The organism is Citrobacter sp. Cpo030 (genome assembly GCF_030333005.1).
GTDB lineage: Bacteria > Pseudomonadota > Gammaproteobacteria > Enterobacterales > Enterobacteriaceae > Citrobacter > Citrobacter portucalensis.
The window spans coordinates 315473-340747 of record NZ_JAOWGT010000074.1 but is presented as its reverse complement, the minus strand read 5'-3'; the positions used below and the strand labels follow the sequence as shown (position 1 = coordinate 340747).

The following is a 25275-nucleotide window of genomic DNA, read 5'->3' as shown; positions in this document are numbered from 1 at the left end:
GTCGTGTCCGTCCGGCTTCGGGTAGCTCTCTATTTTGTGAATATTTTTACGCAGGGCAACAAGTCATTTTGTAGTACTCCACCACACAACAGAGCGATTTTTATACAGTGGCAAACGTTGGCCGTTTTTTGGTAAACGTTGGCAAACCGGTGGCCCATTGCTGATTACTTTTGTTTATACATTTCTATTTTTTAATCGCTAAAAAATCTAAGAAGCTGGCTGGCTGAACAAAGTGAAGGGTGAACAGTGGTGAACAGACGGTGAACAGTCAGACCTTCAACTGTTCACCCTTTAACTTACTGTATTACTTATCTTTTTATTTAAGGTGAACAGTGGTGAATAGTTATAAGTAAAAAAACAAACGGTGAGTAAGGTTTTCCTGCGACCTTTCTCTGGCCAGCCGGTTTTTAAGGTCTGTTTGTGCCAGCACTCTGACAACGGTAATGAATCGTGTTGTTGTGCAGGAGGCGTCAGAATCATTTCAGGTTGAACACACGGAGAGCCTGAACATGAAACCCGAACTCATTATCAAAGCCATGCAGACCGTTATCAGTAAACAGGATGAAGGCGCGGAACAACGTATTGCCGGTGCGCTGACCGCACTTAACGAAGCAAAAGACGCACACACGGCCAGCATGGGTAAACTCAGCGACATTGAGGCTTCCATTCAGCGTTGTGAGCAGGAACGACAGACCGCGCTCAGTGAAAGTGCACAGGCCGAACAGGACTGGCGCAGCCGCTTTCGAACTCTGCGCGGCAACCTCACTCCTGAACTGAAAGCTGAACACAGTAATCGTATCGCCAGCCGCGAACTGGCTGATGAGTTCACCGGTCTGATTACCGAGCTGGAGAAAGACAAAGGCCTCGCCATGCTCGACGCATGCTCCTCCGGTACGGCTTATATCAGCGCCCATGAAAAAGCGTTCACCACTTACGCCAACAGCGAGTGGAAGAAGGCGTTAGCCGGTATCAGCCCCGCACTGTTACGTGCCTTTCTGTTGCGTATACGGTCGCTGGAAATGAGCGGAGAAACCTCGCCACGTGCGACCGTGACCCGCGAGCTGGGTGATGCCCTGAATCTGCAGTCAGCCCTGTATCATTTTGATATGGAGCAGGAGCCGGTTCTGTCCGTAACGGGCATGAATCGCCCGGTCATAACCGGGGTTGATATGGCGCTGTTAAGAAGCCCGGCCAGACGGATGAAGCTTGCCGCTGAACTGGCCGCAAAAGATCACGAACAGGCAGAGGGCTGAATTATGTTTCACTGTCCGTTCTGCAAAAAGACCGCGCACGTCCGTACCAGCCGGTATCTGTCGGAAAACGTCAAACAGCGTTATCACCAGTGTACCAATATCGAATGCTCGGCCACTTTCCGCACCATCGAGTCGGTTGACGGTGTGATACGTCCCGCACCGGAGAAAACCGACCCCGCCCCGGTGACGCCATCGCCGCCGCGTAAAGTACAGGGCTGCTACAGCTCGCCGTTCCGGCATTAATCAGGAGAGAGACACGTGACCACTGTGACCATACAGCAGGCCTTCGAGGCCTGTCAGATGAACAAAAATACCTGGCTGAAACGTAAAGCCGAACTGGCAGACCTTGAACGGGAATACCGTGAACAGCTCCTTGCCGGTGACGAACAAATCCCGCGCAGAGTGCAGGATTTGCGCGACAATATCGATGTGAAAAAATGGGAGATTAATCAGGCCGCCGGTCGCTATATCCGCTCACATGAGGAGGTGCAGCACATCAGCATCCGCAACCGGCTCCATGACTTTATGCAGCAGCATGGCGCGGAGCTGGCCGCCACGCTGGCACCTGAGCTGATGGGATATCACGAACAGCTTCCCGCAGTAAAACAGAGCGCCATGCAGCACTCGGTTGATTATCTGCGTGAAGCCCTGTCGGTGTGGCTGGCCGCCGGTGAAAAAATTAATTATTCCGCGCAGGACAGCGACATTTTAACGGCCATCGGATTCAGGCCTGATGCGGCTTCGCGGGATGATAATCGCCAGAAATTCACCCCGGCACAGAACCTGATTTACACCCGCCGACGTGCAGAACTGGCCGCACGGTAGCACGCAAAAAAATCCCCGAAAATTCCGCTATTTTTCCCGAAAAAAGCCATGCATCCATAAGGTGCATGGTTTTGCATGCAAATCCCCGTATTTTATTTTCCCCACCACGCCAGTACCGGCGCGGCCTGAGCCGGTTCATGCACCTGCATTAAAAGCAACCTCTTAAGCGGGCAGGCGTGGCGGGGAGAGCATTGCGCGTGGAGGTTTGCTTCTATAAATAAAGTTCATGGAGTTATACAATAAGTAAAAGCATTCAAAGAATGCGGAATAATAATTCTTTAAGGCGATGACAATGAAATCAATCGATATTAATCATCAAGGGCAGCTTGGAGTTGCATGGGTGACATGGATTGTTGAAGGGCTATGGGGGGCTGGGGTAGAGATCATATCTGCACATAATGATGATGGAATTGACGCGTTGATTATGCTTAAGAGACGGCGTAACTCGTCATATGCAGGACCTACAGGAGATATTATCTTTGCGCAGATAAAAACTGGATATGTTAAAAAATGCCCTACGGGTGACTATTCTATAAATCTAAAAGCCGATTATCTTCAAAGTCATTTGCCTCGATGGTTGTCTTATCCGGGACCAGTAGTAATCATTAATGTTATTCCACCAAGGCTTAATAATGGACAGCCTTTGGCATTCTGGGCGAATTTAAGAACTGATTGTTATAACAAGAGAACTGGCTCTGTTAATTTTCTTTTTAGAAATAAATTTGATCTTTTAAGTAAGTCTGATTATTCAAATTTATGTTGGCGGTGGGCTGAGCTAAGGAAGCTTCCTGTAATAAAGGGAAATAAAGAAGTGCCTCTTGATGTTCCAGAAATAAATATAAAAGATGTTTCTAAATCATCCAAGGGCATTTTGGATTCCGCAAGAAAATATTATCTTCAGTGGAAGGTGTTTAGTAAAAAAAATCCTGATTTGTTTATAGCAAGTATAACATGGCGGGGGTGGAATCATATAACAAGATTCAGCCGACCAAATGATACAAAATTCCAATCATTGCTATTATTGCCCGTTGCCATGCGTATGCTTTTAAAAAAAGAAGGGCTTACTATTACAACATTAAGTGCCAAAGAAAACATGCGCCTAAAATGTGGTCAAGAAAGAGTGAGGTGGTATGAGTCTATAACAGTACGTGTGACTTTCTATGAGCGACATGAAACTGTTATACGACTCATCATGGAATGTACTGAAATAAAACATAAAGGAAAAGTAAAATCCTTTGAAAAATGTTTTTATTCTCTTCATGAATTAGCTAGGAGGAAATCCTTCGGCTAAAGTTGGAGGAATGGGTGTCGGCGCCGTACCTAGAACGATTGTCGCTGTTAAGCTGACCTCACTCCTTTAGATCTCAGGGGAGCACTCTGACATAGGCGATTCCACCCATTCAACCACCACTGATGTTAACAAAGTTGATTTAATTATGCAAATTGCGTTTACTCAGAGATAATCTAAATAAAAGAAGCATGTTCTAACTCTTTAGCTAGAAATAAAGAATCAGTTTGCATATTATTAGAATAAACTATTAATCATTGAAGAATAGTTATTGACTGTATAAGTGATTGGAATACCACTGCATCATTTCTCTCCGTTTTTCAAAATACTGAGCATGATTATAGGTTCCTCGAATACTATTCTTATCAACATGCGCTAATTGCATTTCAATCCAAGCACTATCAAATCCCTGTTCATGCAATATTGTCGACATGGTATGGCGAAAACCGTGACCTGTAGCACGTCCTTTGTAACCCAGTAACTCAATCACTTGTGAAACGCTTTCTTTAGAGATTGGCTTACTACGGTTGTTCCTGCCAATAAAGATGTAAGGGTATTGGCCGGTAATAGGTTTAAGCTGTTTAAAAAGGTCAACTACCTGAGTAGATAAAGGAACAATGTGAGGCCTACGCATTTTCATACGTTCCGCTGGTATCTCCCATATACCTTTTTCGAGGTCTACTTCTTCCCACGTAGCAAAGCGCATCTCCTGCGTTCTTACACCAGTCAGCATGACTATCTTCGTAGCATTTTTGGTGATGATGCTACCGGTATACGCTTCGAGATCCTGAATAAAATGAGGCAATTCTTCGGCAGATAGAAATGGATGATGTTTTTGCTTAGGAACAGCCAGAGCGATGGCTAAATCAGGCGCAGGATTGTATTCAGCGCGGCCAGTTATGATTGCATAGCGATAAACCTCACCGCACCTCTGACGCACCTTACGTGTTTTCTCAAGTGCCCCACGCTTCTCTATTCGTCGCAATACTTCAAGCAGTTCTAACGGTTTGATTTCACTGATAGGGCGTTTACCAATGAACGGGAACACATCTTGTTCAAATGTCTTAATGATTTCTTCGCGATAGGCCACTGTCCAGCGGTCAGCTTTGTTGGCGTGCCATTCTCGACATATAGCTTCGAATGAGTTTTCAGTGGAGAGCTGCTGAACCAGTTTCTGGGCTTTGCGTTCCTCAACCGGGTCAATGCCATTGGCAACTTGCTTACGAGCGGTCTCACGCTTCTCACGTGCTTCAGCTAGGCTCACAAGGTCGTAGCTGCCAAATGACATTAACCGCGCTTTTCCGGCAAAGCGGAAACGGAAACGCCAGCCCTTCGAGCCATCGGGATTGATAAGCAATGACAGGCCTTGCCCGTCGTTCAATGTGTATGGCTTGTCTTGGGGCTTTGCTCGTTTGATTTGTATATCTGTAAGTGCCATGTGTATAAGCCAAAAATGTGTATAAAAAATCTATACACATCACTATACATATTTTTCATGGATTCAGGGAGATCTTGTCGGACTGCTACGGATGATTAATCTACAATGGTGATTGAAAATAAAGGGTTTTTAAGACTTTCTCGGATGGGTGAGGAGGAACTTTGGCGGAAGATCACAGGAGTCGAACCTGCCCGGGACCGCTGGCGGCCCCAACTGGATTTGAAGTCCAGCCACCTCACCGGAGATGACGATCTTCCGCGCCTCGATTGCTACATGGAGGCGGGGCGCATTATAGCTACTTCCAAACGTTTCCACACCCCCTCACTCACTTTTTTAACTTCCGTTTCGCTATACCATGACCAGTTTCAAATAAATCCCCGCAAAATCCATTACTTACACTTAGACACATTTTCAGACGCTACCCTGATCACAGAAAACAAGAATCGTAATTTGATAACGAGATATCGGAATACCCGCGCTCACAGGGATGGTTTACAAGAACTGTAACCGGTATCTGTGCGTGTGAAAGTGCTAACAAGGATGCGTAATGAAAAGTGAGATTTTGTCCGTTAAAGAGAAGATTGGCTACGGCATGGGCGATGCCGCCAGCCACATCATCTTTGATAACGTTATGTTATATATGATGTTCTTCTATACCGATATTTTTGGTATCCCGGCCGGTTTTGTCGGCACGATGTTCTTACTGGCTCGCGCGCTGGATGCTATCTCAGACCCTTGCATGGGACTGCTCGCCGACCGCACCCGTTCGCGCTGGGGGAAATTCCGCCCGTGGGTGCTGTTTGGCGCTCTGCCATTTGGTCTGGTCTGTGTGCTCGCCTACAGCACGCCGGATCTCAGCCTGCACGGCAAAATGATTTATGCCGCAATCACCTACACGCTGCTGACCCTGCTTTATACCGTGGTGAATATTCCCTACTGCGCGCTGGGCGGTGTGATAACCAATGACCCAACGCAGCGTATCTCCCTGCAGTCATGGCGCTTTGTGCTGGCGACGGCGGGCGGCATGCTCTCCACCGTGCTGATGATGCCGCTGGTGAATCTGATTGGCGGTGAAGATAAAGCGCTGGGCTTCCAGGGCGGGATTGCCGTGCTCTCGGTTGTGGCGTTCCTGATGCTGGCGTTTTGCTTCTTCACCACCAAAGAACGTGTGGAAGCGCCGCCGAGCAGCAACTCAATGCGTGAAGACCTGCGCGACATCTGGCAGAACGACCAATGGCGCATCGTCGGCCTGCTGACCATCCTCAACATCCTGGCCGTCTGCGTACGCGGCGGGGCGATGATGTATTACGTCACCTGGATTCTGGGTACCCCGGAAGTGTTTGTCGCCTTCCTCACCACCTATTGCGTCGGCAATCTTATCGGCTCTGCGCTGGCAAAACCGCTGACTGACTGGAAATGCAAAGTCAGCGTCTTCTGGTGGACGAACGCCCTGCTGGCGGTCGTCAGTCTGGCAATGTTCTTCGTGCCGATGCACGCCAACCTCACCATGTTTGCCTTCATCTTCGTGATTGGCGTACTGCATCAGCTCGTGACGCCAATCCAGTGGGTGATGATGTCCGATACCGTTGATTACGGCGAGTGGTGTAACGGAAAACGTCTGACGGGGATCAGCTTCGCGGGCACGCTGTTCGTGCTGAAGCTGGGTCTGGCGTTCGGCGGGGCGATGATCGGCTGGATGCTGGCGGGCGGCGGTTACGATGCCGCAGCGAAAACCCAGAACAGCGCCACCATTAGCATCATTATCGCATTGTTCACGATTGTCCCAGCTATTTGTTACCTGTTGAGTGCCGTGATTGCCAAACGCTTCTATACCCTGAAAACGCCGTATCTGACGGAAATCATGAGTCAGCTGGCTCACGGTGCGCACCGCAATCAGCAGGATTTTTCGACGAAAGAATTACAGAACTAAGGAACCAACGATGAAAATTAGCGACGGAAACTGGCTGACGCAGCCTGGCCTGAATTTAACTCACCCGATTCAGGTGTTCGAGGTCGAACAGCAGGGTAACGAGATGATTGTCTACGTTGCGCCGCGCGATGTGCGTGAACGTACCTGGCAACTGGATACTCCACTCTTCACCCTGCGCTTTTTCTCGCCGCAGGAAGGCGTGGTTGGGGTGCGTATGGAACACTTCCAGGGCGCGTTGGATAACGGTCCACATTATCCGCTGAACGTGCTGCAGGACGTCAACGTAGAGATACAAAACACCGCTGAATTTGCCGAACTGAAAAGCGGTAATTTGAGCGTGCGGGTCACTAAAGGCGAGTTCTGGTCGCTGGATTTCTTGCGTAACGGCGAACGTATTACCGGCAGCCAGCTGAAAAATAACGGCTACGTGCAGGACACCAACAGCGGGAAAAACTATATGTTTGAACGCCTGGATCTGGGCGTTGGCGAAACGGTGTACGGTCTGGGTGAGCGCTTTACTGCGCTGGTACGTAACGGCCAGACGGTGGAAACATGGAATCGCGATGGCGGCACCAGTACCGAGCAGTCTTACAAGAACATCCCGTTTTATCTCACCAACCGTGGTTACGGCGTGCTGGTAAACCATCCGCAGTGCGTGTCGTTTGAAATTGGCTCTGAGAAAGTGTCAAAAGTGCAGTTCAGCGTTGAAAGCGAGTATCTGGAATATTTCGTCATCGACGGCCCTACGCCGAAAGCGGTGCTGGATCGTTATACCCGCTTTACTGGTCGTCCGGCGCTGCCGCCAGCCTGGTCATTCGGTTTGTGGCTGACTACATCGTTCACCACTAATTACGATGAAGCGACGGTGAACAGTTTTATCGACGGGATGGCCGAGCGCAATCTGCCGCTGCACGTCTTCCATTTCGACTGCTTCTGGATGAAAGCCTTCCAGTGGTGCGACTTTGAGTGGGATCCGGTGACCTTCCCTGACCCGGAAGGCATGATCCGCCGCCTGAAAGAGAAAGGGCTGAAGGTCTGCGTATGGATAAACCCCTATATCGGCCAGAAATCCCCGCTGTTCAATGAACTGAAAGAGAAAGGTTATCTGCTCAAGCGCCCGGACGGCTCCCTGTGGCAATGGGATAAATGGCAGCCGGGCCTGGCGATTTATGACTTCACCAATCCTGAAGCCTGCGAGTGGTATGCCAACAAGCTGAAAGGTCTGGTGGATATCGGCGTTGACTGCTTCAAAACTGACTTTGGTGAACGCATTCCTACTGACGTGCAGTGGTTTGACGGTTCCGATCCGCAGAAAATGCACAACCATTATGCGTACATCTACAACGAACTGGTATGGAACGTGCTGAAAGAGACCGTCGGTGAAGAAGAGGCAGTGCTGTTCGCCCGTTCGGCCTCGGTCGGCGCGCAACAGTTCCCGGTGCACTGGGGCGGTGACTGCTATGCCAACTATGAATCAATGGCCGAAAGCCTGCGTGGCGGGTTGTCCATCGGCCTGTCCGGCTTTGGCTTCTGGAGTCACGATATTGGCGGCTTTGAGAATACCGCCCCGGCGCACGTCTACAAGCGCTGGTGTGCGTTTGGGCTGCTCTCCAGCCACAGCCGCCTGCACGGTAGTAAATCCTACCGTGTGCCATGGGCGTACGATGATGAATCCTGCGACGTGGTGCGCTACTTCACTGAGCAGAAATGCCGCATGATGCCGTACCTGTATCGCGAAGCGGCGCGCGCCAATGAACTCGGAACGCCGATGATGCGCGCAATGATGCTGGAGTTCCCGGACGATCCGGCATGTGATTATCTCGACCGCCAGTACATGCTGGGCGATAGCGTGATGGTTGCGCCGGTGTTTAGCGAGGCGGGTGATGTGCAGTTCTATCTGCCGGAAGGACGCTGGACGCATCTGTGGCGTAACGACGAGGTGGCGGGCAGCCGCTGGCATAAGCAGCAGCATGACTTCCTGAGTCTGCCTGTTTATGTGCGCGACAATACACTGCTGGCGCTGGGCTGCAATAACCAGAAGCCGGACTACGCCTGGCACGAAGGGACGGCGTTCCAGCTGTTCCATCTGCAGGAGGGTCGGGAGGCGATTTGTGAAGTCCCGGCGGCTGACGGTTCGGTTATCTTCACGCTGAAAGCGACGCGCACGGGTAATACCATCACCGTGCAAGGAAGTGGCGAAGCACGTAACTGGACGCTGTGTCTGCGTAATATTATGCAGGTTAGCGGCGTGAAGGGCGGCTCGTCTGTGGGCAGTGAGTGGGGAACGGTTGTCACGCCGGATGCGATTGTGTTGACGATTACCCTGTAAGTAAATCTCAACGTGGGCTGGATGGCGACGCAATGCGTTTTATCCGGCCCACGCTGCGAGCAGCATTCCAGATCTGAAAATCCAAAACATCCTGAATTAAATTTTTATCTCCCCATATTTGAGAGCGATATCACTCTGAATCCCACGAAAAATGTGATCTGCGCCGTAAATATCTCACTATTTCCTCTTTTTGTCTTATTTCTGTCCGGATTACTGGACACGATTTAGTATTGTTGGCGCATCGTAGTCCTCTTATATTTATCATCACGGATTACACGTGGAGCATAAATGCTTCTTTATAACCTAAATAATTCGAGTTGCAGGAAGGTGGCGACGCAGCGAATCCCCTGAACGTACATAAGTACGTGACTGGGGTGAGTGACAAATCTGTCGGGAACAGATTTGAACGTCGCGGAGCGACGGCCCTTAAGGGCGAGTCTCATGGATGAGACGAGTAACTCAAAAGCCAACGCACATGCAGCTTGAAGTATGACGGGTATAGATATTTAATCTGGTATGTAATAAGGGTAAATAATGCAAATGATTACCTCGCGACAAAACAGATTATTAAAATTTCTTCTGTCTAAGAAGGAATATGTCACGCTGCTGAAAGTTGCCGAGTATTTATCTGTTTCAGAGAAAACTGTGCAGCGCGATCTGCGCTTACTGGAACCATGGTTATCAGAATGGAAAATAGCCATCGATAAACGTGCTGGTGCTGGGGTGATATTAAGTGCCGATAATATTACCGACCTTTTATATATGGACCAGTTATTAGGAACGGAGGGTGATGATGCTGACGGCATGATGAATAATTCACGGCGAGTAAAGATAGCTTCACAATTATTAAGCGAAACGCCGCATGAAACGTCGATCAGTAAATTATCCGAACGTTATTTTATTAGTAGCGCATCGATTGTGAACGATTTGAAAGTAATTGAATCCTGGATTACCCCACTGGGCCTGTCGTTGATTCGCAGTCAGAGCGGCACGCACATCGAAGGTAGCGAGAGCGGTGTGCGCCAGGCGATGGCGTCGCTGATTAACGGTGTGATTAACCATAATGAACCTGGTAACGTGGTTTATTCACGCCTTGACCCAGGCAGTTATAAAGCCTTAGTGCATTACTTTGGCGAAGAAGATGTTTTATTTGTCCAGACGTTATTACAGGAAATGGAGAACGACCTGTGCTGGTCGCTCGGCGAGCCTTATTACGTCAATATCTTTACCCATATTCTGATCATGATGTACCGCATCACGCGGGGCAATGCGCTTCCGAGAAAAGAAGAGAGCATCACTACCTGTGATGAGAACATATTTTCCATTGCCAGTCGCATGATTCAGCATATCGAAAAACGCATTGCCCACCCGCTGCCGGAAGACGAAGTCTGGTTTATATATCAATACATTATCTCCTCGGGTGTGGTGATTGAAGAGCATAATGACGTGAGTGTGATTGGTCATATGCACTCCAGCGACGAAGCGCGTTTGATTACCCATCGGTTGATTGCCACCTTCGCCGAGATGGTCGACAGCGATCTTAGCCAGGACACGGCGCTGTATGACGGATTGCTGATCCACATTAAGCCGCTGATTAACCGACTGAACTACCAGATCCGCATTCGTAATCCGTTGCTGGAGGATATCAAAGGCGAGTTGCAGGACGTGTGGCGTCTGACCCAGTGTGCGGTAAATCGGGTGTTTAGCAGTTGGGGCGAGCGGGCCGTGTCGGAAGATGAAGTGGGATATTTAACCGTGCATTTTCAGGCCGCAATGGAGCGTCAGATAGCGCGTAAACGCGTACTACTGGTCTGTTCAACGGGTATCGGCACTTCTCACTTACTCAAAAGCCGTATTCTACGCGCCTTTCCGGACTGGACTATCGTCGGCGTGGTGTCGGCAGGCAGCCTGCCCTCTGTACTGACAGACGATATTGAACTGGTGGTATCGACGATTAATTTACCCGCGGTTGCCATGCCGGTCGTGTATGTCACTGCCTTCTTCAATGATGCGGATATTAAGCGGGTAACAGAAACGGTTATTACGGAAAAATTACATCGGGCGACGTCGCTGGTCGTTGAAAATTAATGTCTGAACTCCATGAGGTATGATTGATGGACATCACGAAAATACTCAATACAAATCGCGTTATTTTGGACATGAAGGCTACAAGCAAAACGGAGGCTATTGAGGAACTGACGGATATTCTGCAAAAAGATGGAGCAATTAGCTGTCGCGAAACGTTTATTCAGGATGTCTGGCAACGTGAGTCAGAAGGCTCGACCGGCTTCGAAAACCATATTGCGATCCCGCACGGGAAATCCTCGGCGGTGGTCAATACCACGCTGGCGATTGGGCGTACCCGCCAGGAGATTCCCTGGGAAACCCTGGACGGCAGCAATGTACGGTGCATTATTCTGTTTGCCGTACGTCTTGAAGATCAAAACACCACCCATATTCGTCTGCTTTCGCAGGTTGCTGGTGCGTTGGCAGATGACGACATTATTGAACAACTATTAGTTGAAAGTAGTCCACAAAAAATTATTGAGCTTTTTAGCCAATATGCTGAATCCAATGTCTGCTAAATAAAATGTGGAGCATGTTATGAATATTGTTTGTGTTGCCGCCTGTACGGCGGGTATTGCGCACACCTATATTGCCCGTGAGAAGTTAATTAAAGGTGCCAAAGCGCTTGGTCATAATATAAAAGTTGAAACCCAGGGCACCATTGGCACAGAAAACGAACTGCTGACAGAAGATATTTCTGCGGCTGATGTCGTGATTCTTGCTGTCGATGTAAAAATAAAAGGGGAGGAGCGATTTTCAAACAAACGCATTGTGCGAGTAAAAACTGAAATCGTCATAAAGTCGCCCATTCAGTTTCTTGAAAAGGTCGAAAAATCATTAGTTAATAATAACCAGTAGCGATCCTCATTCTGGAGGGATTTCACATGAGTGAAAATAAAATTCCGCTATCTCAGGAAATAAAAAAACATTTATTAACGGGAATTTCGTGGATGATCCCGTTAATTGTCGCCGCCGGGATCTGTATTGCTCTCGGGCAAATACTTGGCGGCACTAACGTCGGTGAAAAAACAGGAACCATTCCCTGGATGCTCAACCAGATTGGCGGCTGGGGGATGGGGTTAATCGTACCGCTGATTAGCGCGGCGATTGCGTACTCCATTGCTGACCGTCCGGGATTCGCGCCGGGTCTGATTGTCGGCTTCGTCTGCGGAGAAATTCATACCGGTTTTATCGGCGGGATGCTGGGCGGATTTCTGGTCGGTTATACCGTCCTACTGCTCAAGCGCTATATCCGTTTGCCGCAGTCGATGCAGGGGTTGATGCCCATCATGGTGCTGCCGGTACTGAGTACCGTTATCGGCGGCCTGTTGATGATGACGCTGATTGGCAAGCCGATTGCCTGGCTGCAGGACGCGTTGATTCATCTGCTGGAGTCTATGCAGGGCGGATCCCGCTTTCTGATGGGCGCTATCCTCGGTGCGATGGCGACATTCGACTTCGGTGGGCCGGTGAATAAAACCATGTCGCTGTTTGCTGACGGCATGCTGGTCAGCGGCGTGTACGGTCCGGAAGCGGTGAAGTTTGTCGGTTCGATGATCCCTCCATTTGGCATTACGCTCTCTTTCCTGCTGACGCGTCACAAGTACACCCGTGCGGAACGTGAGGCGCTGAAGGCCGCATTCCCGATGGGGATCTGCATGATTACCGAAGGGGTCATTCCGATTGCGGCACGCGACCTGCTGCGCGTGGTGGGCTCCTGCGTGGTGGCATCGGCGATTGCGGGTGGCCTGATTATGGTGTGGGGTGTCGAAAGCCCGGTACCGCACGGTGGCATGTTTGTGGTTCCGCTCTTTACGCATCCGCTGCTGTTTTGCCTGGCGCTGGGGATCGGTACGGTGATTTGCGGTGTCATGCTGTCGCTGTGGAAGAAACCGGTAACCGAGCGTGATGAAGAGTTTGACGAACTCAGCGATCAAAAGCTGAAAGACGAAGAAATCACCTTCACCCTGGAATAACCGGAGGCCTTATGTTTGCCGATATGAAAAGCATGGTGACCAAAGCCTGGCGCGAGCAGTACGCGCTGCTGGCCATCAACTGTATGAACCTGGAAAGCGCCCGCGCAGCGGTGCGAGTGGCGGAGAAACACCGTGCGCCCATCATTCTGAATTTGTATCAGGGGCATCTGGAGCATTTTCCGGCCCCGATAGCGGCAGCGGTGGTCAAAACGCTGGCAGAGGAAGCCTCGGTACCGGTCGCGCTGGCGCTGGATCATGGAAAGGATCCTGTACGCATTCGCCAGGCTTTTCGCGCCGGATTCAGCGGCTTAATGATCGACGCCTCCGCCTTTGCGCTGGAGGAGAACATTCGCCAGACCCGGGCGGTGGTTGAGCTTGCAGCCAGCGTTTCTCTGTGCGTGGAAGGCGAGCTGGGTCATTTGGCCGATGCTCCGTGCTATGACCACGCCGCTAACGCTGATTTGATGACCCAGGCCGCCGACGTGGAACCCTTCATCCAACAGACCGGGATCGATTTGCTGGCGGTGTCGGTGGGTACAGCACACGGCATGTACGCGCCGGGTATCACACCTGCTATTGATTTCCTGCGGCTGGAGGAAATAGCCCGGTTATCAACGGTGCCGCTGGCGCTGCATGGCGGCAGCGGAACGCCGTTTGACCAGCTACAGCGCTGCCCGACGTTTGGCGTCGCCAAGATAAACGTTGGTGCGGCGGTTTTCGAAGCCGGAAAGGCTGCGCTACTGCATACCCTGTGTCGCGACACATCCGGTGAACTCGTTGATGCCCTGGCCCTGATGGAACAGGCCTGCGAGGAAGCCATTATTCCGTACCTGCAGGCCAGCGGCGCTATCGGCAAAGCCTGATTCATTTTCTGTAACGCCTTCTATGCCTCTGCGATGACGCACTGGCAGGGCTTTCTACACCCTGAAACTGGAGAATTAACATGTTAGTTTCGATGAAAGAATTACTGCAACCTACCCGTCAGCACGGTTTTGCCATCGGCGCATTCAACGTGGCGGACAGCTGCTTTGTACGCGCAGTAGTGGAAGAAGCGGAAGCGACCAACACCCCGGCGATTATCTCCATTCACCCCAGCGAACATGATTTTGTCGGCGATGCGTTTTTTAGCTACGTCCGTGATATCACCATGCGTAGCCCGGTTCCCTTTACTCTGCATCTGGACCACGGCGCTTCGGTTGAGCATGTCTTGCGGGCGATTCAGTGTGGGTTTACCTCGGTGATGATTGATGGCTCGCTGCTGCCATATGAAGAGAACGTGGCGCTGACCCGCGAAGTGGTCAAACTGGCGCATGCGGTAGGTGTTTCGGTGGAAGGGGAGTTGGGAACGATTGGCCAGACCGGGACGTCAGTGGAAGGCGGCGTGTCGAAGGTTACTTATACCGATCCTGCTCAGGCAGAGGATTTTATCGCCCGAACCGGTGCAGACACGCTGGCGGTGGCGATTGGAACCGCGCACGGGATCTACCCGAAAGGGATGCAGCCAGAGCTGCAAATGAACATCCTGCGCGATATCGCCGGACGTGTGGATATTCCGCTGGTGCTGCACGGCGGTTCCGCGAACCCGGATGCGGAAATTGCCGAATCCGTGACGCTGGGCGTTGGCAAAATCAACATTTCCAGCGATATGAAATACGCTTACTTCCAGAAAGTCCGCGAAATCCTGGCGAAAGAAACCTGGTGGGACCCGAACGTAATCTATCCGGAAGCCATTAGCGCCGCGCGGGACGTTATCCGCCACAAAATGAAACTGTTCGGTTCAACCGGCAAAGCATCACTTTACTAACGGCATGCAGGCGGGGCGACCCGCCTCTTTCGCAACAAGGAAAAGTGGAATGAAACGTTCACACATTAATTATGCCGTCGATAAAGCGCATGCCATCGCTGAGACTTTTCGGGTCTGTCTGCCTGATTTTGCGTATTTTACGGTCGATGCCTGGCGGCAACAGGATCAAACTCTGTGGCGTGAAGTGCGCGATCTCCAGTTGGGCTGGGATATTACCGACTTCGGGCACGGAGATTTTGCGCAAACGGGGCTGACGTTACTAACGTTGCGCAATGGTTTGATGGGGTCAGCGGACTACCCCAAACCGTACGCCGAAAAGATGTTGCAAATTCAGCAGGATCAGCAAACGCCATGGCATTTTCATCGCCATAAAATGGAAGATATCGTTAATCGCGGCGGCGGTGATTTGTGTATGCAACTGGCGTGGGCCACGCCTGATGATGAGTATGACGCCCGACGCGTTGTTGAGGTTAGCGTGGATGGTCAGCGGCGTACAGTTAACGCTGGCGAGACGCTGGTATTGAAACCGGGACAAGGAGTGTGCCTGCCACCGCGCTTGTATCATCGCTTTTGGGCGGAGAAGGCGTTTGTGCTGGGCTGGGAAATCTCGATGGTCAATGACGACCAGCATGACAACCACTTTTTGGAACCTGGCGGTCGCTTCCCGTTGATTGAAGAAGACGAGCCGGTGAAATGGCTGTTGTGCAGTGAATATATTCGCTTATGAGCATGAGTAGGCCCGGTAAGCGAAGCGCCACCGGGCAATAAATCATTGTGCAGGTGGTGGTGCAGTGACTTCACTCCCCGAAACCACGCCCGCCTGCATGGTTTGCGTTACCTGCTGTTTCTCCACGTTCACCGCATGCAGCTGACCGTTGACCGTTGGCTTGAGCGGCACATCGGCCTGAATATTGCCGCTGGCGGTAAGCTGGATGTTGCCATCGCCGGAAAGCGGCAGTGCGGGCCAGCCCCACTGCTGCAGGATCGTCATTGGCACGCCGCGCCCGTTTAGGCTGACCTGCGTCTGGCGCTGAGGTAGCTGCGAAATGCTGGCAGTGGCCTCCAGCAGTCCTTTTTCCGTATAGGCGCTCAGTTCGCTGATATTGATGGTGCTGCTGTTTGCCGTCAGCGCCAGCGAAGGGCGACGCACGTCGGTACGGTTAAAGGTAGCGGCAGCGGCGTTGAGGGTGGCGCTACCGCTCCAGATCCCCCACTGATTGTTCTGTACCAGCCCGAGGTTAGCACCGTAGCCGTCCAGCGCGGTGAGCTGCCACGGGAAATTGGGGTCGATATCTATCACCAGATTACGGCTGGCACTAAATTTCTTCAGCGTCAGGCTGTTTAACCACGCTGGCAGGGGTTTCATCCACAGCTGCTTCCAGTTTTCCGGCAGCGTGTATTCCAGACCAGCAATAGCGGCATCGTCAAGGACCAGTGCTTTGTTGCTGCGCATCCAGTTTCCGGATGTTCTGACCATACCGCCTTCCCAGCGGGTGGTGAACTGGCGCAGCGCAATGCCCTGAGGTGAGAACTCGGCGTTCAGAATCGGATCGAAGAAGTGCAGAGAGCCGTAAATAAACTCGCTGGCGTTCATCGACAATTTTCCTTCCTGAGTTTGCCAGTCGTCCTTGCTGAAGGTCATGTTGCGCAAGCTCAGATCGAGATCCGTCACCGCCCAGTCGGGGCCTTGCAGACGGGCATCCGTCACTTCCAGACGACCAATTTGCAGGGAAGGAATAGTGCTTAACGGGGCAAAAAAGTCGGCCAGCGATTTGTCGCTTTGCAGCCGGATATCGTTCAGGCGCAGATTCTCCACAACCCAGCTCCCGTCTGCATTGCGTTGCGCTACGCCGGTTAATGCCCCACGCGCCACGTCAGCGCCAATATTGCTTAGCGTCACCCGGTCATGGTCGATGCTGCCTTCAATCAAGACGTTGGTAGTTGGAACATCGTTGAGCGTCAACGAACTGGCGCTGAGCTGAATTTGCGCTTTGCTCCCGAGAATTTTACCTGCCTCAGGGCTCCAGGGAATGACGCCGCCGTTAACGCGCTGGGCGCTGAGGTTCCACTCGCTGCCGGGGCTGTTAAGCGCCATATCCTGCAATTGCAGGCGATCGGCCTGGAACGGCAACGGCGCTGTTTGCTGGGAAAGATTCAGCGTGCCGTTTTGCAACAAAATGATGTCTACGTGCCGCGGGTCGGTGATTTGGCGGCTACTCAGCCCAATATCGACCGTTTTAGCGACCAGCGTTGCGGGCTGACCATCCCGGCCAAAGGTGACGTTTTCCAGCAGAATATGGGAAGGGGAAGAAAACCGGTGATCGATGGCATCAAACGCCAGATGGTAGCTGCTGTTCTCCGAAACCCAGGCGCTGACGTGCTCTGCCCCCCAGCGGGTTTGCAGTAGAAAATAAAGGCCGAGAATCGCCACTGCAAGGGCGATCAGCACGTAAAGAAGCAGCTTTCCAATAAATTTCATGGTCTTCCATCCCGCGAAGTGCACATAGTCAAGTTATGCACGATTTAGGCGCAATGCTCAAGGCGGGAATGGTGAAAGAGCGTTACAGCGGCGTTGATTCAGAACCAACGCCGCATTTTGCTTATTGCTTTTCTGGCGGGAATACCAGATTCAGAACGATTGCGGTAATACCGCCAGCGGCGATACCGGAAGAGAGCAGGTTTTTCACCCAATCCGGGGCGAACTGGAGAATCAGCGGCTGCTGGGAAACACCCAGACCAACTGCCAGCGACAGCGCGATAATCAGAATCGCGCGGCGGTTCAGCGGCTCGCGGGACACGATACGCACACCGGATGCTGCGATAGTACCGAACATTACCAGCGTTGCGCCGCCCAGTACCGGCTCAGGAATATGCTGTACAAAACCGCTGACTGCCGGGAACAGGCCCAGCGCGATCAGCATCAGCGCCACCACAAAACCAACGTAGCGGCTGGCGACGCCCGTTAACTGAATAACCCCGTTGTTCTGGCCAAAACAGGAGTTCGGGAAGGTGTTGAACACGGCGGAAACAAACGAGTTCAGACCGTTCGCCAGCACGCCGCCTTTCAGGCGCTTCATATACAGCGGACCAGAAACCGGCTGCTCGGAGACATCAGAGGTGGCCGTAATATCGCCGATGGTTTCCAGTGAAGTGATCATAAAGACCAGCATCAGCGGCAGCAGTAAACTCCAGTCGATGCCCAGGCCATAATACAGCGGCGTTGGCACCATCAGCAGGTCCTGACTTACCGGTGCGGTATTTTGCGGCAGCATGTCCATAAACCAGGCCAGCAGATAGCCTGCCGCCATCGCAATCACCAATGACGCAACGCGCAGGTAAGGGTTACGTTGACGGTTAAGCAGGATGATTAGCGCCAGCACCACGCCTGCCAACAGTAAATTCTTCGGCGCACCAAAGGTGTTGTCGCTCATTGCGGCATAGCCACCGCCAATCGATGTCAGACCCACCTGAATCAACGACAGGCCGATAATCATCACGACCACCCCTGAGACCAGCGGAGTAATAATACGACGCGCCAGGTGCAGGACACGCGAGATAACCATCTCGGTGCAGCTTGCCAGCATCAGTGTACCGAACAGCGCCGCCATCATGGTTGGGACATCTGCGCCACCGGTTTTTAGCGCCGTACCGCCCATAATCAGTGGCGCAACAAAGTTAAAGCTGGTGCCCTGAATGGATAGCAGCCCTGAGCCTACTGGTCCCCAGGCTTTGATCTGAATGATAGAAGCTACGCCGGAGGCGAACAGCGACATACTGATAATGTGTTGAGTATCCTGAGCCGGTAAACCAAGCGCCTGGCAAATTAACAGAGCAGGGGTGATCACCGCGACGAACATGGCCAGCAGATGCTGACAGGCGGCAAACAGGGTCTGGGCTAACGGGGGGCGATCTTCAAGACGGTAAATCAGTTCACTGTTGTGAGTCTGCGCAACCGGTTGCGCATTTGTTGACTCTACGGCGTTAACGGACATCAGAGGCAATCCCATGGTGGAAAAGCGGTGATTTTATCTGACCAGGGCAGAAAAGCAAACGTTTGCTAGCAGGTATTCTTAATATTTAAAACGGATAAACAAACATTTTTATATAACTTTTCATCATTTTCTGCTTAAAATCCACTCCGAAAACTCAATAAGAGCTAAAAATCGGTCTGGAATGCATCGTGCGTGATTGTGCTAAACGCACTAATGGAGCTGTAAATGTTTTATCTCGATACGTTATCAACGCTGGTTGCGGCAACCCTTGTGTTGCTGCTGGGACGTAAGCTCGTCCAGTCTGTTTCCTTCCTGAAAAAATACACCATTCCCGAACCCGTTGCAGGTGGATTGCTGGTGGCGATTGCGCTGCTGGTGCTGAAAAAAAGCATGGGTTGGGAAGTGAACTTCGATATGACCCTGCGCGATCCGCTGATGCTGGCCTTTTTCGCCACTATCGGTCTGAACGCCAATATCGCCAGTCTGCGTGCTGGTGGCCGCGTGGTGGGTATCTTTCTGATTGTGGTTGTTGGCTTGTTGCTGATGCAAAACGCCATCGGTATTGGTATGGCGACCCTACTGGGTCTGGACCCGCTGATGGGTCTGATCGCTGGCTCGATCACCCTCTCTGGTGGACACGGAACCGGGGCCGCGTGGAGCAAGCTGTTTATTGAACGTTATGGCTTCACCAATGCGACTGAAGTGGCGATGGCTTGCGCAACGTTTGGTCTGGTGTTGGGCGGACTGATTGGCGGCCCGGTGGCACGCTATCTGGTCAAACACTCTACCACGCCAGACGGTATGCCGGACGATCAGGCCGTGCCGACCGCATTTGAAAAGCCGGACGTTGGGCGCATGATCACCTCGCTGGTGCTGATTGAAACCATTGCTCTGATCGCTATCTGTCTGACGGTGGGTAAAATCGTTGCGCAAATGCTGGTTGGAACAGTGCTGGAATTGCCGACCTTCGTCTGCGTGCTGTTTGTTGGGGTGATCCTCAGTAACGGTCTGGCGCTACTGGGTTTTTATCGGGTGTTCGAACGTGCAGTTTCGGTGCTGGGTAACGTAAGTCTGTCGCTGTTCCTGGCGATGGCGTTGATGAGCCTGAAGTTGTGGGAACTGGCTTCACTGGCCTTGCCGATGCTGGCAATCCTGGTTGTGCAGACTATTTTCATGGCGCTGTACGCGATATTCGTCACCTGGCGCATGATGGGTAAGAACTACGATGCCGCCGTGCTGGCAGCCGGACACTGTGGTTTTGGCCTCGGCGCGACGCCGACGGCGATTGCCAACATGCAGGCGATTACCGAACGTTTTGGACCATCCCATATGGCGTTTCTGGTGGTGCCGATGGTGGGGGCGTTCTTTATCGATATCGTCAACGCGCTGGTGATTAAGCTGTATCTGCTGTTACCGATTTTCGCGCAATAACGGCTGTGCGGCGGGGTAACATCCGCCGCCGCTATGAATTAACTACGCGTTGGAGTAGCGTTCGGTTTCCGGCATCCAGCGCTCTATCAGTGCCAAGGCCTGTTGCGGATAACATTCGTGAATATGGCGGGCTATGCGCTGAACTTCCGGGATAATCGCCTGATCGCGCAGTAAATCTGCGACCTTGAATTCTGCCGTTCCGGTCTGGCGAGTACCTAACAGCTCGCCGGGGCCGCGAATCTCTAAATCTTTTTGCGCAATTACGAATCCATCGTTGCTGTCTCGCAGAACCTGCAGGCGTTTCTGCGCGGTTTTAGACAGCGGTGATTTGTAGAGCAGGACACAGTGGGAGGCCACCGCGCCACGGCCTACGCGACCACGCAACTGGTGCAACTGGGCCAGACCTAAGCGTTCCGGGTTTTCAATAATCATCAGGCTGGCATTGGGTACGTCCACGCCCACTTCAATCACCGTGGTGGCAACCAGCAGATGCAGTTCACCCTGCTTAAAGGCCGCCATTACTGACTGCTTCTCAGCGGGCTTCATGCGCCCGTGTACCAGGCCAATATTGAGTTCTGGCAGCGCCAGTTTAAGCTCTTCCCACGTCGCTTCTGCCGCCTGAGCTTCCAACAAGTCAGACTCTTCAATCAGCGTACAGACCCAGTATGCTTGACGTCCTTCGTGGGTACAGGCGTTGCGCACGCGATCAATAATATCGCTGCGGCGGGTATCCGGAATGGCGACTGTGGTGACCGGCGTACGCCCCGGAGGGAGTTCATCGATAACCGATGTGTCGAGGTCAGCATAGGCTGTCATCGCCAGGGTGCGCGGAATCGGCGTGGCGGTCATGATTAGCTGGTGTGGATGGAAACCCTGCTGCTGACCTTTCTCCCACAGTGCCAGACGCTGATGTACGCCGAAGCGGTGCTGTTCGTCGATGATAACCAGCGCCAGCCCGTTGAACTGCACCTGTTCCTGGAAAATCGCGTGCGTGCCGACAATCATCTGCACCTGACCGCTGGCGATAGCTTCCTGTTGCGCCAGACGCGCTTTACCTTTCTGCTTGCCCGCCAGCCAGCCCACTTCAACGCCCAGTGGCGCGAACCAGTTGCGGAAGTTATTTGCATGCTGTTCAGCCAATAATTCAGTAGGAGCCATTAGCGCAACCTGTTTACCATGTGCGATAGCCCGCAGCGCAGCCAGCGCGGCAACCAGCGTTTTACCGGAGCCGACATCACCCTGCACCATGCGCATCATCGGCACATCCAGCGCCATATCGCGTTCAATCTCAGCGGTAACGCGGGCCTGCGCGCCAGTAGGTTTGAACGGCAATGCTGCCAGCAGCTTATCTTTTAGCGCGTTGTTAGCACTTAACGGCTGGGCGTGAAAACGCTGTGCCCCGGCGCGTAGCGCCAGCATGCTGAGGTTATGCGCCAGCAGTTCTTCGAGAATCAGACGTCGCTGCGCCGGATGTTGTCCGGTTTCCAGATCGCTGAGTTGCAGCGACGGTGGGGGGCGGTGCAATGTGCGCAGTGCTTCGGGTAGGCTCATCATGCCCTGTAACAGCTCTGGCGGCAGCAGTTCGGCAATGGCGCAGGTATCGAGCAGATCCAGTGCCTGATCGGTCAGCTTGCGCAGCGTGGCCTGCTTCACACCTTCGGTGGTTGGATACACTGGTGTGAGTGTTTCCTGCAATTCTGGCGTGCTGAGATCGCCTTGTACGCGGTATTCCGGGTGAATCATCTCTGCGCCGTATTTCCCGCGTTTGGCTTCGCCGTAGGCCAGAACCCTACGCCCGGTAGCAAGGCTGTTTTTCATCGCTGCACTGAAGTTGAAAAAGCGCATGGTGAGAATCCCCGAGCCATCGCTGATTTGACAGGTCATCATCCGGCGGCCGCCGAAGGTGATATTGCAGTTCAGCACTTCGCCTTCAACGGTGGCATAGACACCCGGCAGCAGTTCGCCAATTGGGTACAGATGGGTACGGTCTTCGTAACGCAGAGGAAGGTGGAGCAGGAGGTCCTGCACGGTGTGCAGGCCAATTTTCGCCAGTTTACTGCTTTGCGCTGCGCCAACGCCGGTCAGAGAGTTGAGTGGGATGGCATCCAGTAAACGGCCTTTCATCGCGTTTATCTCGCAGATTGCATAGTGGCCCACCACGTTGCATTGGCTTCAATTTCGCCCTGCGTGTTTACGTGAGGGTAGGGAAGACCTTTGCGCTTAGCGACATTCGCCAGCACCGGATAACCGCCTTCAAACAGTAAGCGCTGCTGCTCTTCTTGTGGCAGCATGCTGTTTTCTCGTCGGTACATCCCCGCGTTTTGCCGCTGGCGCTGTGCTTCGTACAGAATCAGCGCAGAGGCGACAGAAACGTTCAGCGACTGCACCATGCCAGTCATGGGAATGATGATGTCCTGGTCAGCCAGATCCAACGCTTCCTGAGTGATGCCGGTTTTCTCCTGGCCCATCAGGATGCAGGTGGGGCGCGTGTAATCAATCTCGCGAAAATCCACGGCTTTATCTGACAGATGGGTTGCCAGGACCTGCATGCCCCGGCTTTTTAAATGTGTGACCGCATCGCCAATAGTCGGGTGGGTCTTGACTTGCACCCAACTGTTACTGCCTGCGGCAGAAGAGAGCATAGTGCGCATGCGGCTACCCGGCCAGACGGCGTGGACTTCATGCACGCCGACCGCATCTGCAGTACGAATAATCGCAGAAACGTTATGAGGTTTGTGAACCTGCTCCATGCAGACGGTCAGATCGGGCTGACGACGTGCGAGCATCTCGCGGATACGTGCATAGCGCTGTTCATTCATAAGACTAGTTTCGGTTACGGGTGACTTTTATCACGTCCGGCATGACGCGGATTTTGCGCATGATATTCGCCAGGTGCACACGATCGCGAGCGGTCAGGCGAATAAAGGCGCTATAAACGCGGCCATCTTTCTCTTCCGTATTCAGACTTTGAATATTGGAGGTGGTCGTGTTGATTGCCGCCGTCAGGTTCGCCAGAGCACCTTGGTGGTTAAACATATCCACCTTAATCTCGGTGATGAATTCCTGCTCCGTCTCATTATCCCATTCCACCGCCATAAACTTCTCTGGCTCTTTCTGGTAGCCACGAATATTACGGCAGGACTCATGGTGGATCACCAGACCTTTACCCGGACTGACGTGGGCAATGATTGGATCGCCTGGAATTGGACGACAGCATTTCGCGAAGGTGATCAGTACGCCGTCAGCGCCTTTGATCGGCAGATGACCATGGCCGGATTGTGCTGGTACGTTCGCTGTTGCTTCGCCCTGCTGGAGGTTTTTCGCTACCACCACGCTCATGGCGTTACCCAGACCGATTTCTGCGAGCAGATCGTCAAGCGTGGCGAGCTTCATGCGCTCAAGCTCACGCTGAATGCTCTCTGGCGGGATCTCAGCCAGTTTACGGCTACCGCCCAGGGCATGGTTGAGCAGTCGACGCCCCAGACTGACGGAATCATCGCGCTTGAGGTTTTTCAACAGTTGGCGAATCTTGGCGCGCGCTTTCGAACTGACGACGAAGTTTAGCCACGCGGCATTCGGACGTGCGCCCGGCGCGGTAATAATCTCAACTGTCTGACCGCTAAAGAGCGGTTGTGAAAGCGGGTAAGGCTGTCTGTCTACGCGTGCGCCGACGCAGGCGTGACCGATATCGGTATGCACAGCGTAGGCGAAGTCGACAGGTGTTGCACCGGCAGGCAGTTCGACAATGCGCCCTTCCGGTGTGAAAACATAAATCTCATCCGGGAAGAGATCAGATTTAACGCTTTCAATAAATTCAAACGAGCTACCGGCGCTCTGCTGCAGTTCCAGCAAGCTTTGCATCCAGCGCTGAGCGCGGATTTGCGCAGTGGTGCTGCTTTCGCCGCCGTGCTCTTTGTAAGCCCAGTGCGCTGCGACACCCATCTCTGCCATCTGGTCCATGTCTTCAGTACGAATCTGTACTTCAACCGGGACGCCATGAGGGCCGATCATTGAGGTGTGCAAAGACTGATATCCGTTCGCTTTCGGAATGGCGATATAGTCTTTCACGCGACCAGGGCGTGGTTTGTACAGGCTGTGCATCTGGCCGAGTACGCGATAGCAGGTATCGGAATCATGAACGATGACGCGAAATGCGTAGATATCCATGATGGAGTGAAAACGCTGCTCTTTGAGCACCATTTTGCAGTAAATAGAGTACAGGTGCTTCTCACGCCCGCTTACGCGACACGGAATACCAGCCTCCTGCAAACGCCCTTCGATTTCCGAGAGGATTTTTTGGATCATCTCTTTGCGGTTGCCGCGAGCGGCTTTAACCACTTCTTTAATCACGCGATAGCGGTTTGGGTACAGCGCTTCAAAACCCAGCTCTTCCAGCTCGGTTTTAATGTGATGAATACCTAAACGGTGTGCCAGCGGACTATAGATTTCGAGGGTTTCACGGGCGATGCGGCGACGCTTGTCCGGACGTAATGAGCCTAGCGTGCGCATGTTGTGGGTGCGGTCGGCAAGTTTGATGAGAATGACGCGGATATCCTGCACCATCGCCATAATCATCTTGCGAAAGTTTTCAGCTTGCGCCTCTTTCTTATCGCGAAACTTAAGCTTATCAAGCTTCGATACCCCTTCTACCAGCTCTGCAACGCTTTTACCAAAAAGCTGTTCCATGTCCTGATAGGTGGCTGGGGTATCTTCAATCACGTCATGCAGCAGCGCAGCCATCAGCGTTTCGTAGTCGAGTTTCATCTCGGCCAGAATGCAGGCTACCGCTACCGGGTGCGTGATATAGGGTTCACCGCTTGAACGTGTCTGGCCCTCGTGAGCGTCACGTGCAACGAGATACGCCTGCCGAAGACGCTTAATCTGGTCTTCCGGCAGGTAGTTTTGAATCAGTTGATTCAGGCTTTCAAACAGATACAAGGGC

General features: G+C 52.4%; 20 protein-coding genes and 1 tRNA gene. 14 read left to right on the top strand and 7 right to left on the bottom strand.

Translation table 11 applies throughout. The annotated features are described in order from the left end of the window. Window positions 1-509 precede the first annotated feature (509 nt). The 4 genes from sid to OGY37_RS20905 all read left to right on the top strand — a co-directional run bounded on the left by sid (window position 510) and on the right by OGY37_RS20905 (window position 3369). Complete coding sequence (gene sid / locus OGY37_RS20920) at window positions 510-1253, top strand: capsid size-determining scaffold Sid (RefSeq protein ID WP_286621739.1); 744 nt, start codon at window positions 510-512, stop codon at window positions 1251-1253. Window positions 1254-1256: 3 nt separating this feature from the next. Beyond that, the gene (locus OGY37_RS20915; RefSeq protein WP_286621737.1) at window positions 1257-1496 is read left to right on the top strand and encodes an ogr/Delta-like zinc finger family protein; all 240 of its coding nucleotides are present in this window, start codon (window positions 1257-1259) and stop codon (window positions 1494-1496) included. Window positions 1497-1511: 15 nt separating this feature from the next. Continuing rightward, a complete protein-coding gene (locus OGY37_RS20910) occupies window positions 1512-2078 on the top strand; it encodes a phage polarity suppression protein (protein ID WP_286621734.1) in 567 nt (188 codons plus the stop codon). Window positions 2079-2370: 292 nt separating this feature from the next. After that, window positions 2371-3369, top strand: a complete 999-nt coding sequence (locus tag OGY37_RS20905) for a DUF4365 domain-containing protein (RefSeq protein ID WP_286621731.1) — start codon at window positions 2371-2373, stop codon at window positions 3367-3369. 265 nt (window positions 3370-3634) lie between these two features. Here the strand turns inward: OGY37_RS20905 and OGY37_RS20900 are convergent, their stop codons facing one another. Together OGY37_RS20900 and OGY37_RS20895 are read right to left on the bottom strand one after the other, a co-directional pair. Further along, a complete protein-coding gene (locus OGY37_RS20900) occupies window positions 3635-4804 on the bottom strand; it encodes a tyrosine-type recombinase/integrase (protein WP_286621729.1) in 1170 nt (389 codons plus the stop codon). Window positions 4805-4966: 162 nt separating this feature from the next. Beyond that, window positions 4967-5061, bottom strand: a tRNA-Sec gene (locus OGY37_RS20895). Window positions 5062-5351: 290 nt separating this feature from the next. Here OGY37_RS20895 and OGY37_RS20890 point away from each other — a divergent pair. The 9 genes from OGY37_RS20890 to OGY37_RS20850 all read left to right on the top strand — a co-directional run bounded on the left by OGY37_RS20890 (window position 5352) and on the right by OGY37_RS20850 (window position 15637). Next, window positions 5352-6734 carry a glycoside-pentoside-hexuronide family transporter gene (locus tag OGY37_RS20890; RefSeq protein WP_279275362.1) on the top strand — a complete coding sequence of 461 codons (1383 nt, stop codon included), beginning with the start codon at window positions 5352-5354 and terminating at the stop codon, window positions 6732-6734. A 10-nt stretch (window positions 6735-6744) separates the two neighbouring features. Next, window positions 6745-9063, top strand: a complete 2319-nt coding sequence (yicI, locus tag OGY37_RS20885; protein WP_148361313.1) for an alpha-xylosidase — start codon at window positions 6745-6747, stop codon at window positions 9061-9063. A gap of 534 nt (window positions 9064-9597) precedes the next feature. After that, entirely contained in the window at window positions 9598-11151 is a 1554-nt protein-coding gene (locus tag OGY37_RS20880; RefSeq protein ID WP_148361314.1) for a BglG family transcription antiterminator, read from the top strand. Window positions 11152-11177: 26 nt separating this feature from the next. Continuing rightward, complete coding sequence (locus OGY37_RS20875) at window positions 11178-11648, top strand: PTS sugar transporter subunit IIA (RefSeq protein ID WP_063941167.1); 471 nt, start codon at window positions 11178-11180, stop codon at window positions 11646-11648. A 19-nt stretch (window positions 11649-11667) separates the two neighbouring features. Then, complete coding sequence (locus OGY37_RS20870) at window positions 11668-11988, top strand: PTS fructose transporter subunit IIB (RefSeq protein ID WP_003827230.1); 321 nt, start codon at window positions 11668-11670, stop codon at window positions 11986-11988. Window positions 11989-12014: 26 nt separating this feature from the next. Further along, a complete protein-coding gene (locus OGY37_RS20865; protein WP_003827232.1) occupies window positions 12015-13106 on the top strand; it encodes a PTS fructose transporter subunit IIC in 1092 nt (363 codons plus the stop codon). 11 nt (window positions 13107-13117) lie between these two features. Then, window positions 13118-13969, top strand: a complete 852-nt coding sequence (locus OGY37_RS20860; protein ID WP_003827234.1) for a class II fructose-bisphosphate aldolase — start codon at window positions 13118-13120, stop codon at window positions 13967-13969. Window positions 13970-14049: 80 nt separating this feature from the next. Next, entirely contained in the window at window positions 14050-14910 is an 861-nt protein-coding gene (locus tag OGY37_RS20855) for a ketose-bisphosphate aldolase (protein ID WP_003827236.1), read from the top strand. 49 nt (window positions 14911-14959) lie between these two features. Beyond that, on the top strand, window positions 14960-15637 hold the full coding sequence (locus OGY37_RS20850; RefSeq protein WP_003827238.1) for a D-lyxose/D-mannose family sugar isomerase: 678 nt from the start codon (window positions 14960-14962) through the stop codon (window positions 15635-15637). Between the two features lie 42 nt (window positions 15638-15679). Here the strand turns inward: OGY37_RS20850 and OGY37_RS20845 are convergent, their stop codons facing one another. Continuing rightward, complete coding sequence (locus OGY37_RS20845) at window positions 15680-17389, bottom strand: AsmA family protein (RefSeq protein ID WP_286621727.1); 1710 nt, start codon at window positions 17387-17389, stop codon at window positions 15680-15682. Between the two features lie 121 nt (window positions 17390-17510). Beyond that, entirely contained in the window at window positions 17511-18902 is a 1392-nt protein-coding gene (gene xanP / locus OGY37_RS20840; protein WP_003024026.1) for a xanthine/proton symporter XanP, read from the bottom strand. A 225-nt stretch (window positions 18903-19127) separates the two neighbouring features. Here xanP and gltS point away from each other — a divergent pair, with 225 nt between their 5' ends. Further along, window positions 19128-20333: a sodium/glutamate symporter gene (gltS, locus tag OGY37_RS20835; protein WP_003024029.1), complete on the top strand. Its 1206-nt coding sequence runs from the start codon at window positions 19128-19130 to the stop codon at window positions 20331-20333. 42 nt (window positions 20334-20375) lie between these two features. Here gltS and recG read toward each other — a convergent pair whose 3' ends face one another. Genes recG through spoT form a run of 3 tightly spaced genes read right to left on the bottom strand, consistent with a single transcriptional unit; the run spans window position 20376 to window position 25271 of the window. Beyond that, complete coding sequence (gene recG, locus OGY37_RS20830) at window positions 20376-22457, bottom strand: ATP-dependent DNA helicase RecG (protein WP_286621725.1); 2082 nt, start codon at window positions 22455-22457, stop codon at window positions 20376-20378. A gap of 5 nt (window positions 22458-22462) precedes the next feature. Further along, a complete protein-coding gene (gene trmH / locus OGY37_RS20825; protein ID WP_284969165.1) occupies window positions 22463-23152 on the bottom strand; it encodes a tRNA (guanosine(18)-2'-O)-methyltransferase TrmH in 690 nt (229 codons plus the stop codon). Window positions 23153-23156: 4 nt separating this feature from the next. Then, window positions 23157-25271 carry a bifunctional GTP diphosphokinase/guanosine-3',5'-bis pyrophosphate 3'-pyrophosphohydrolase gene (spoT, locus tag OGY37_RS20820; RefSeq protein WP_286621723.1) on the bottom strand — a complete coding sequence of 705 codons (2115 nt, stop codon included), beginning with the start codon at window positions 25269-25271 and terminating at the stop codon, window positions 23157-23159. Window positions 25272-25275 lie beyond the last annotated feature (4 nt).

Bases quoted from the DNA above. Each gene is read 5' to 3' on its own strand.
- OGY37_RS20870 (WP_003827230.1), top strand. From the start codon at position 11,668: ATGAATATTGTTTGTGTTGCCGCCTGTACGGCGGGTATTGCGCACACC.
- OGY37_RS20875 (WP_063941167.1), top strand. From the start codon at position 11,178: ATGGACATCACGAAAATACTCAATACAAATCGCGTTATTTTGGACATG.
- OGY37_RS20845 (WP_286621727.1), bottom strand. From the start codon at position 17,389: ATGAAATTTATTGGAAAGCTGCTTCTTTACGTGCTGATCGCCCTTGCA.
- OGY37_RS20915 (WP_286621737.1), top strand. From the start codon at position 1,257: ATGTTTCACTGTCCGTTCTGCAAAAAGACCGCGCACGTCCGTACCAGC.
- recG (WP_286621725.1), bottom strand. From the start codon at position 22,457: ATGAAAGGCCGTTTACTGGATGCCATCCCACTCAACTCTCTGACCGGC.
- OGY37_RS20860 (WP_003827234.1), top strand. From the start codon at position 13,118: ATGTTTGCCGATATGAAAAGCATGGTGACCAAAGCCTGGCGCGAGCAG.
- OGY37_RS20850 (WP_003827238.1), top strand. From the start codon at position 14,960: ATGAAACGTTCACACATTAATTATGCCGTCGATAAAGCGCATGCCATC.
- OGY37_RS20865 (WP_003827232.1), top strand. From the start codon at position 12,015: ATGAGTGAAAATAAAATTCCGCTATCTCAGGAAATAAAAAAACATTTA.
- OGY37_RS20855 (WP_003827236.1), top strand. From the start codon at position 14,050: ATGTTAGTTTCGATGAAAGAATTACTGCAACCTACCCGTCAGCACGGT.
- yicI (WP_148361313.1), top strand. From the start codon at position 6,745: ATGAAAATTAGCGACGGAAACTGGCTGACGCAGCCTGGCCTGAATTTA.
- xanP (WP_003024026.1), bottom strand. From the start codon at position 18,902: ATGTCCGTTAACGCCGTAGAGTCAACAAATGCGCAACCGGTTGCGCAG.
- sid (WP_286621739.1), top strand. From the start codon at position 510: ATGAAACCCGAACTCATTATCAAAGCCATGCAGACCGTTATCAGTAAA.
- trmH (WP_284969165.1), bottom strand. From the start codon at position 23,152: ATGAATGAACAGCGCTATGCACGTATCCGCGAGATGCTCGCACGTCGT.
- OGY37_RS20905 (WP_286621731.1), top strand. From the start codon at position 2,371: ATGAAATCAATCGATATTAATCATCAAGGGCAGCTTGGAGTTGCATGG.
- OGY37_RS20890 (WP_279275362.1), top strand. From the start codon at position 5,352: ATGAAAAGTGAGATTTTGTCCGTTAAAGAGAAGATTGGCTACGGCATG.
- gltS (WP_003024029.1), top strand. From the start codon at position 19,128: ATGTTTTATCTCGATACGTTATCAACGCTGGTTGCGGCAACCCTTGTG.
- OGY37_RS20900 (WP_286621729.1), bottom strand. From the start codon at position 4,804: ATGGCACTTACAGATATACAAATCAAACGAGCAAAGCCCCAAGACAAG.
- OGY37_RS20880 (WP_148361314.1), top strand. From the start codon at position 9,598: ATGCAAATGATTACCTCGCGACAAAACAGATTATTAAAATTTCTTCTG.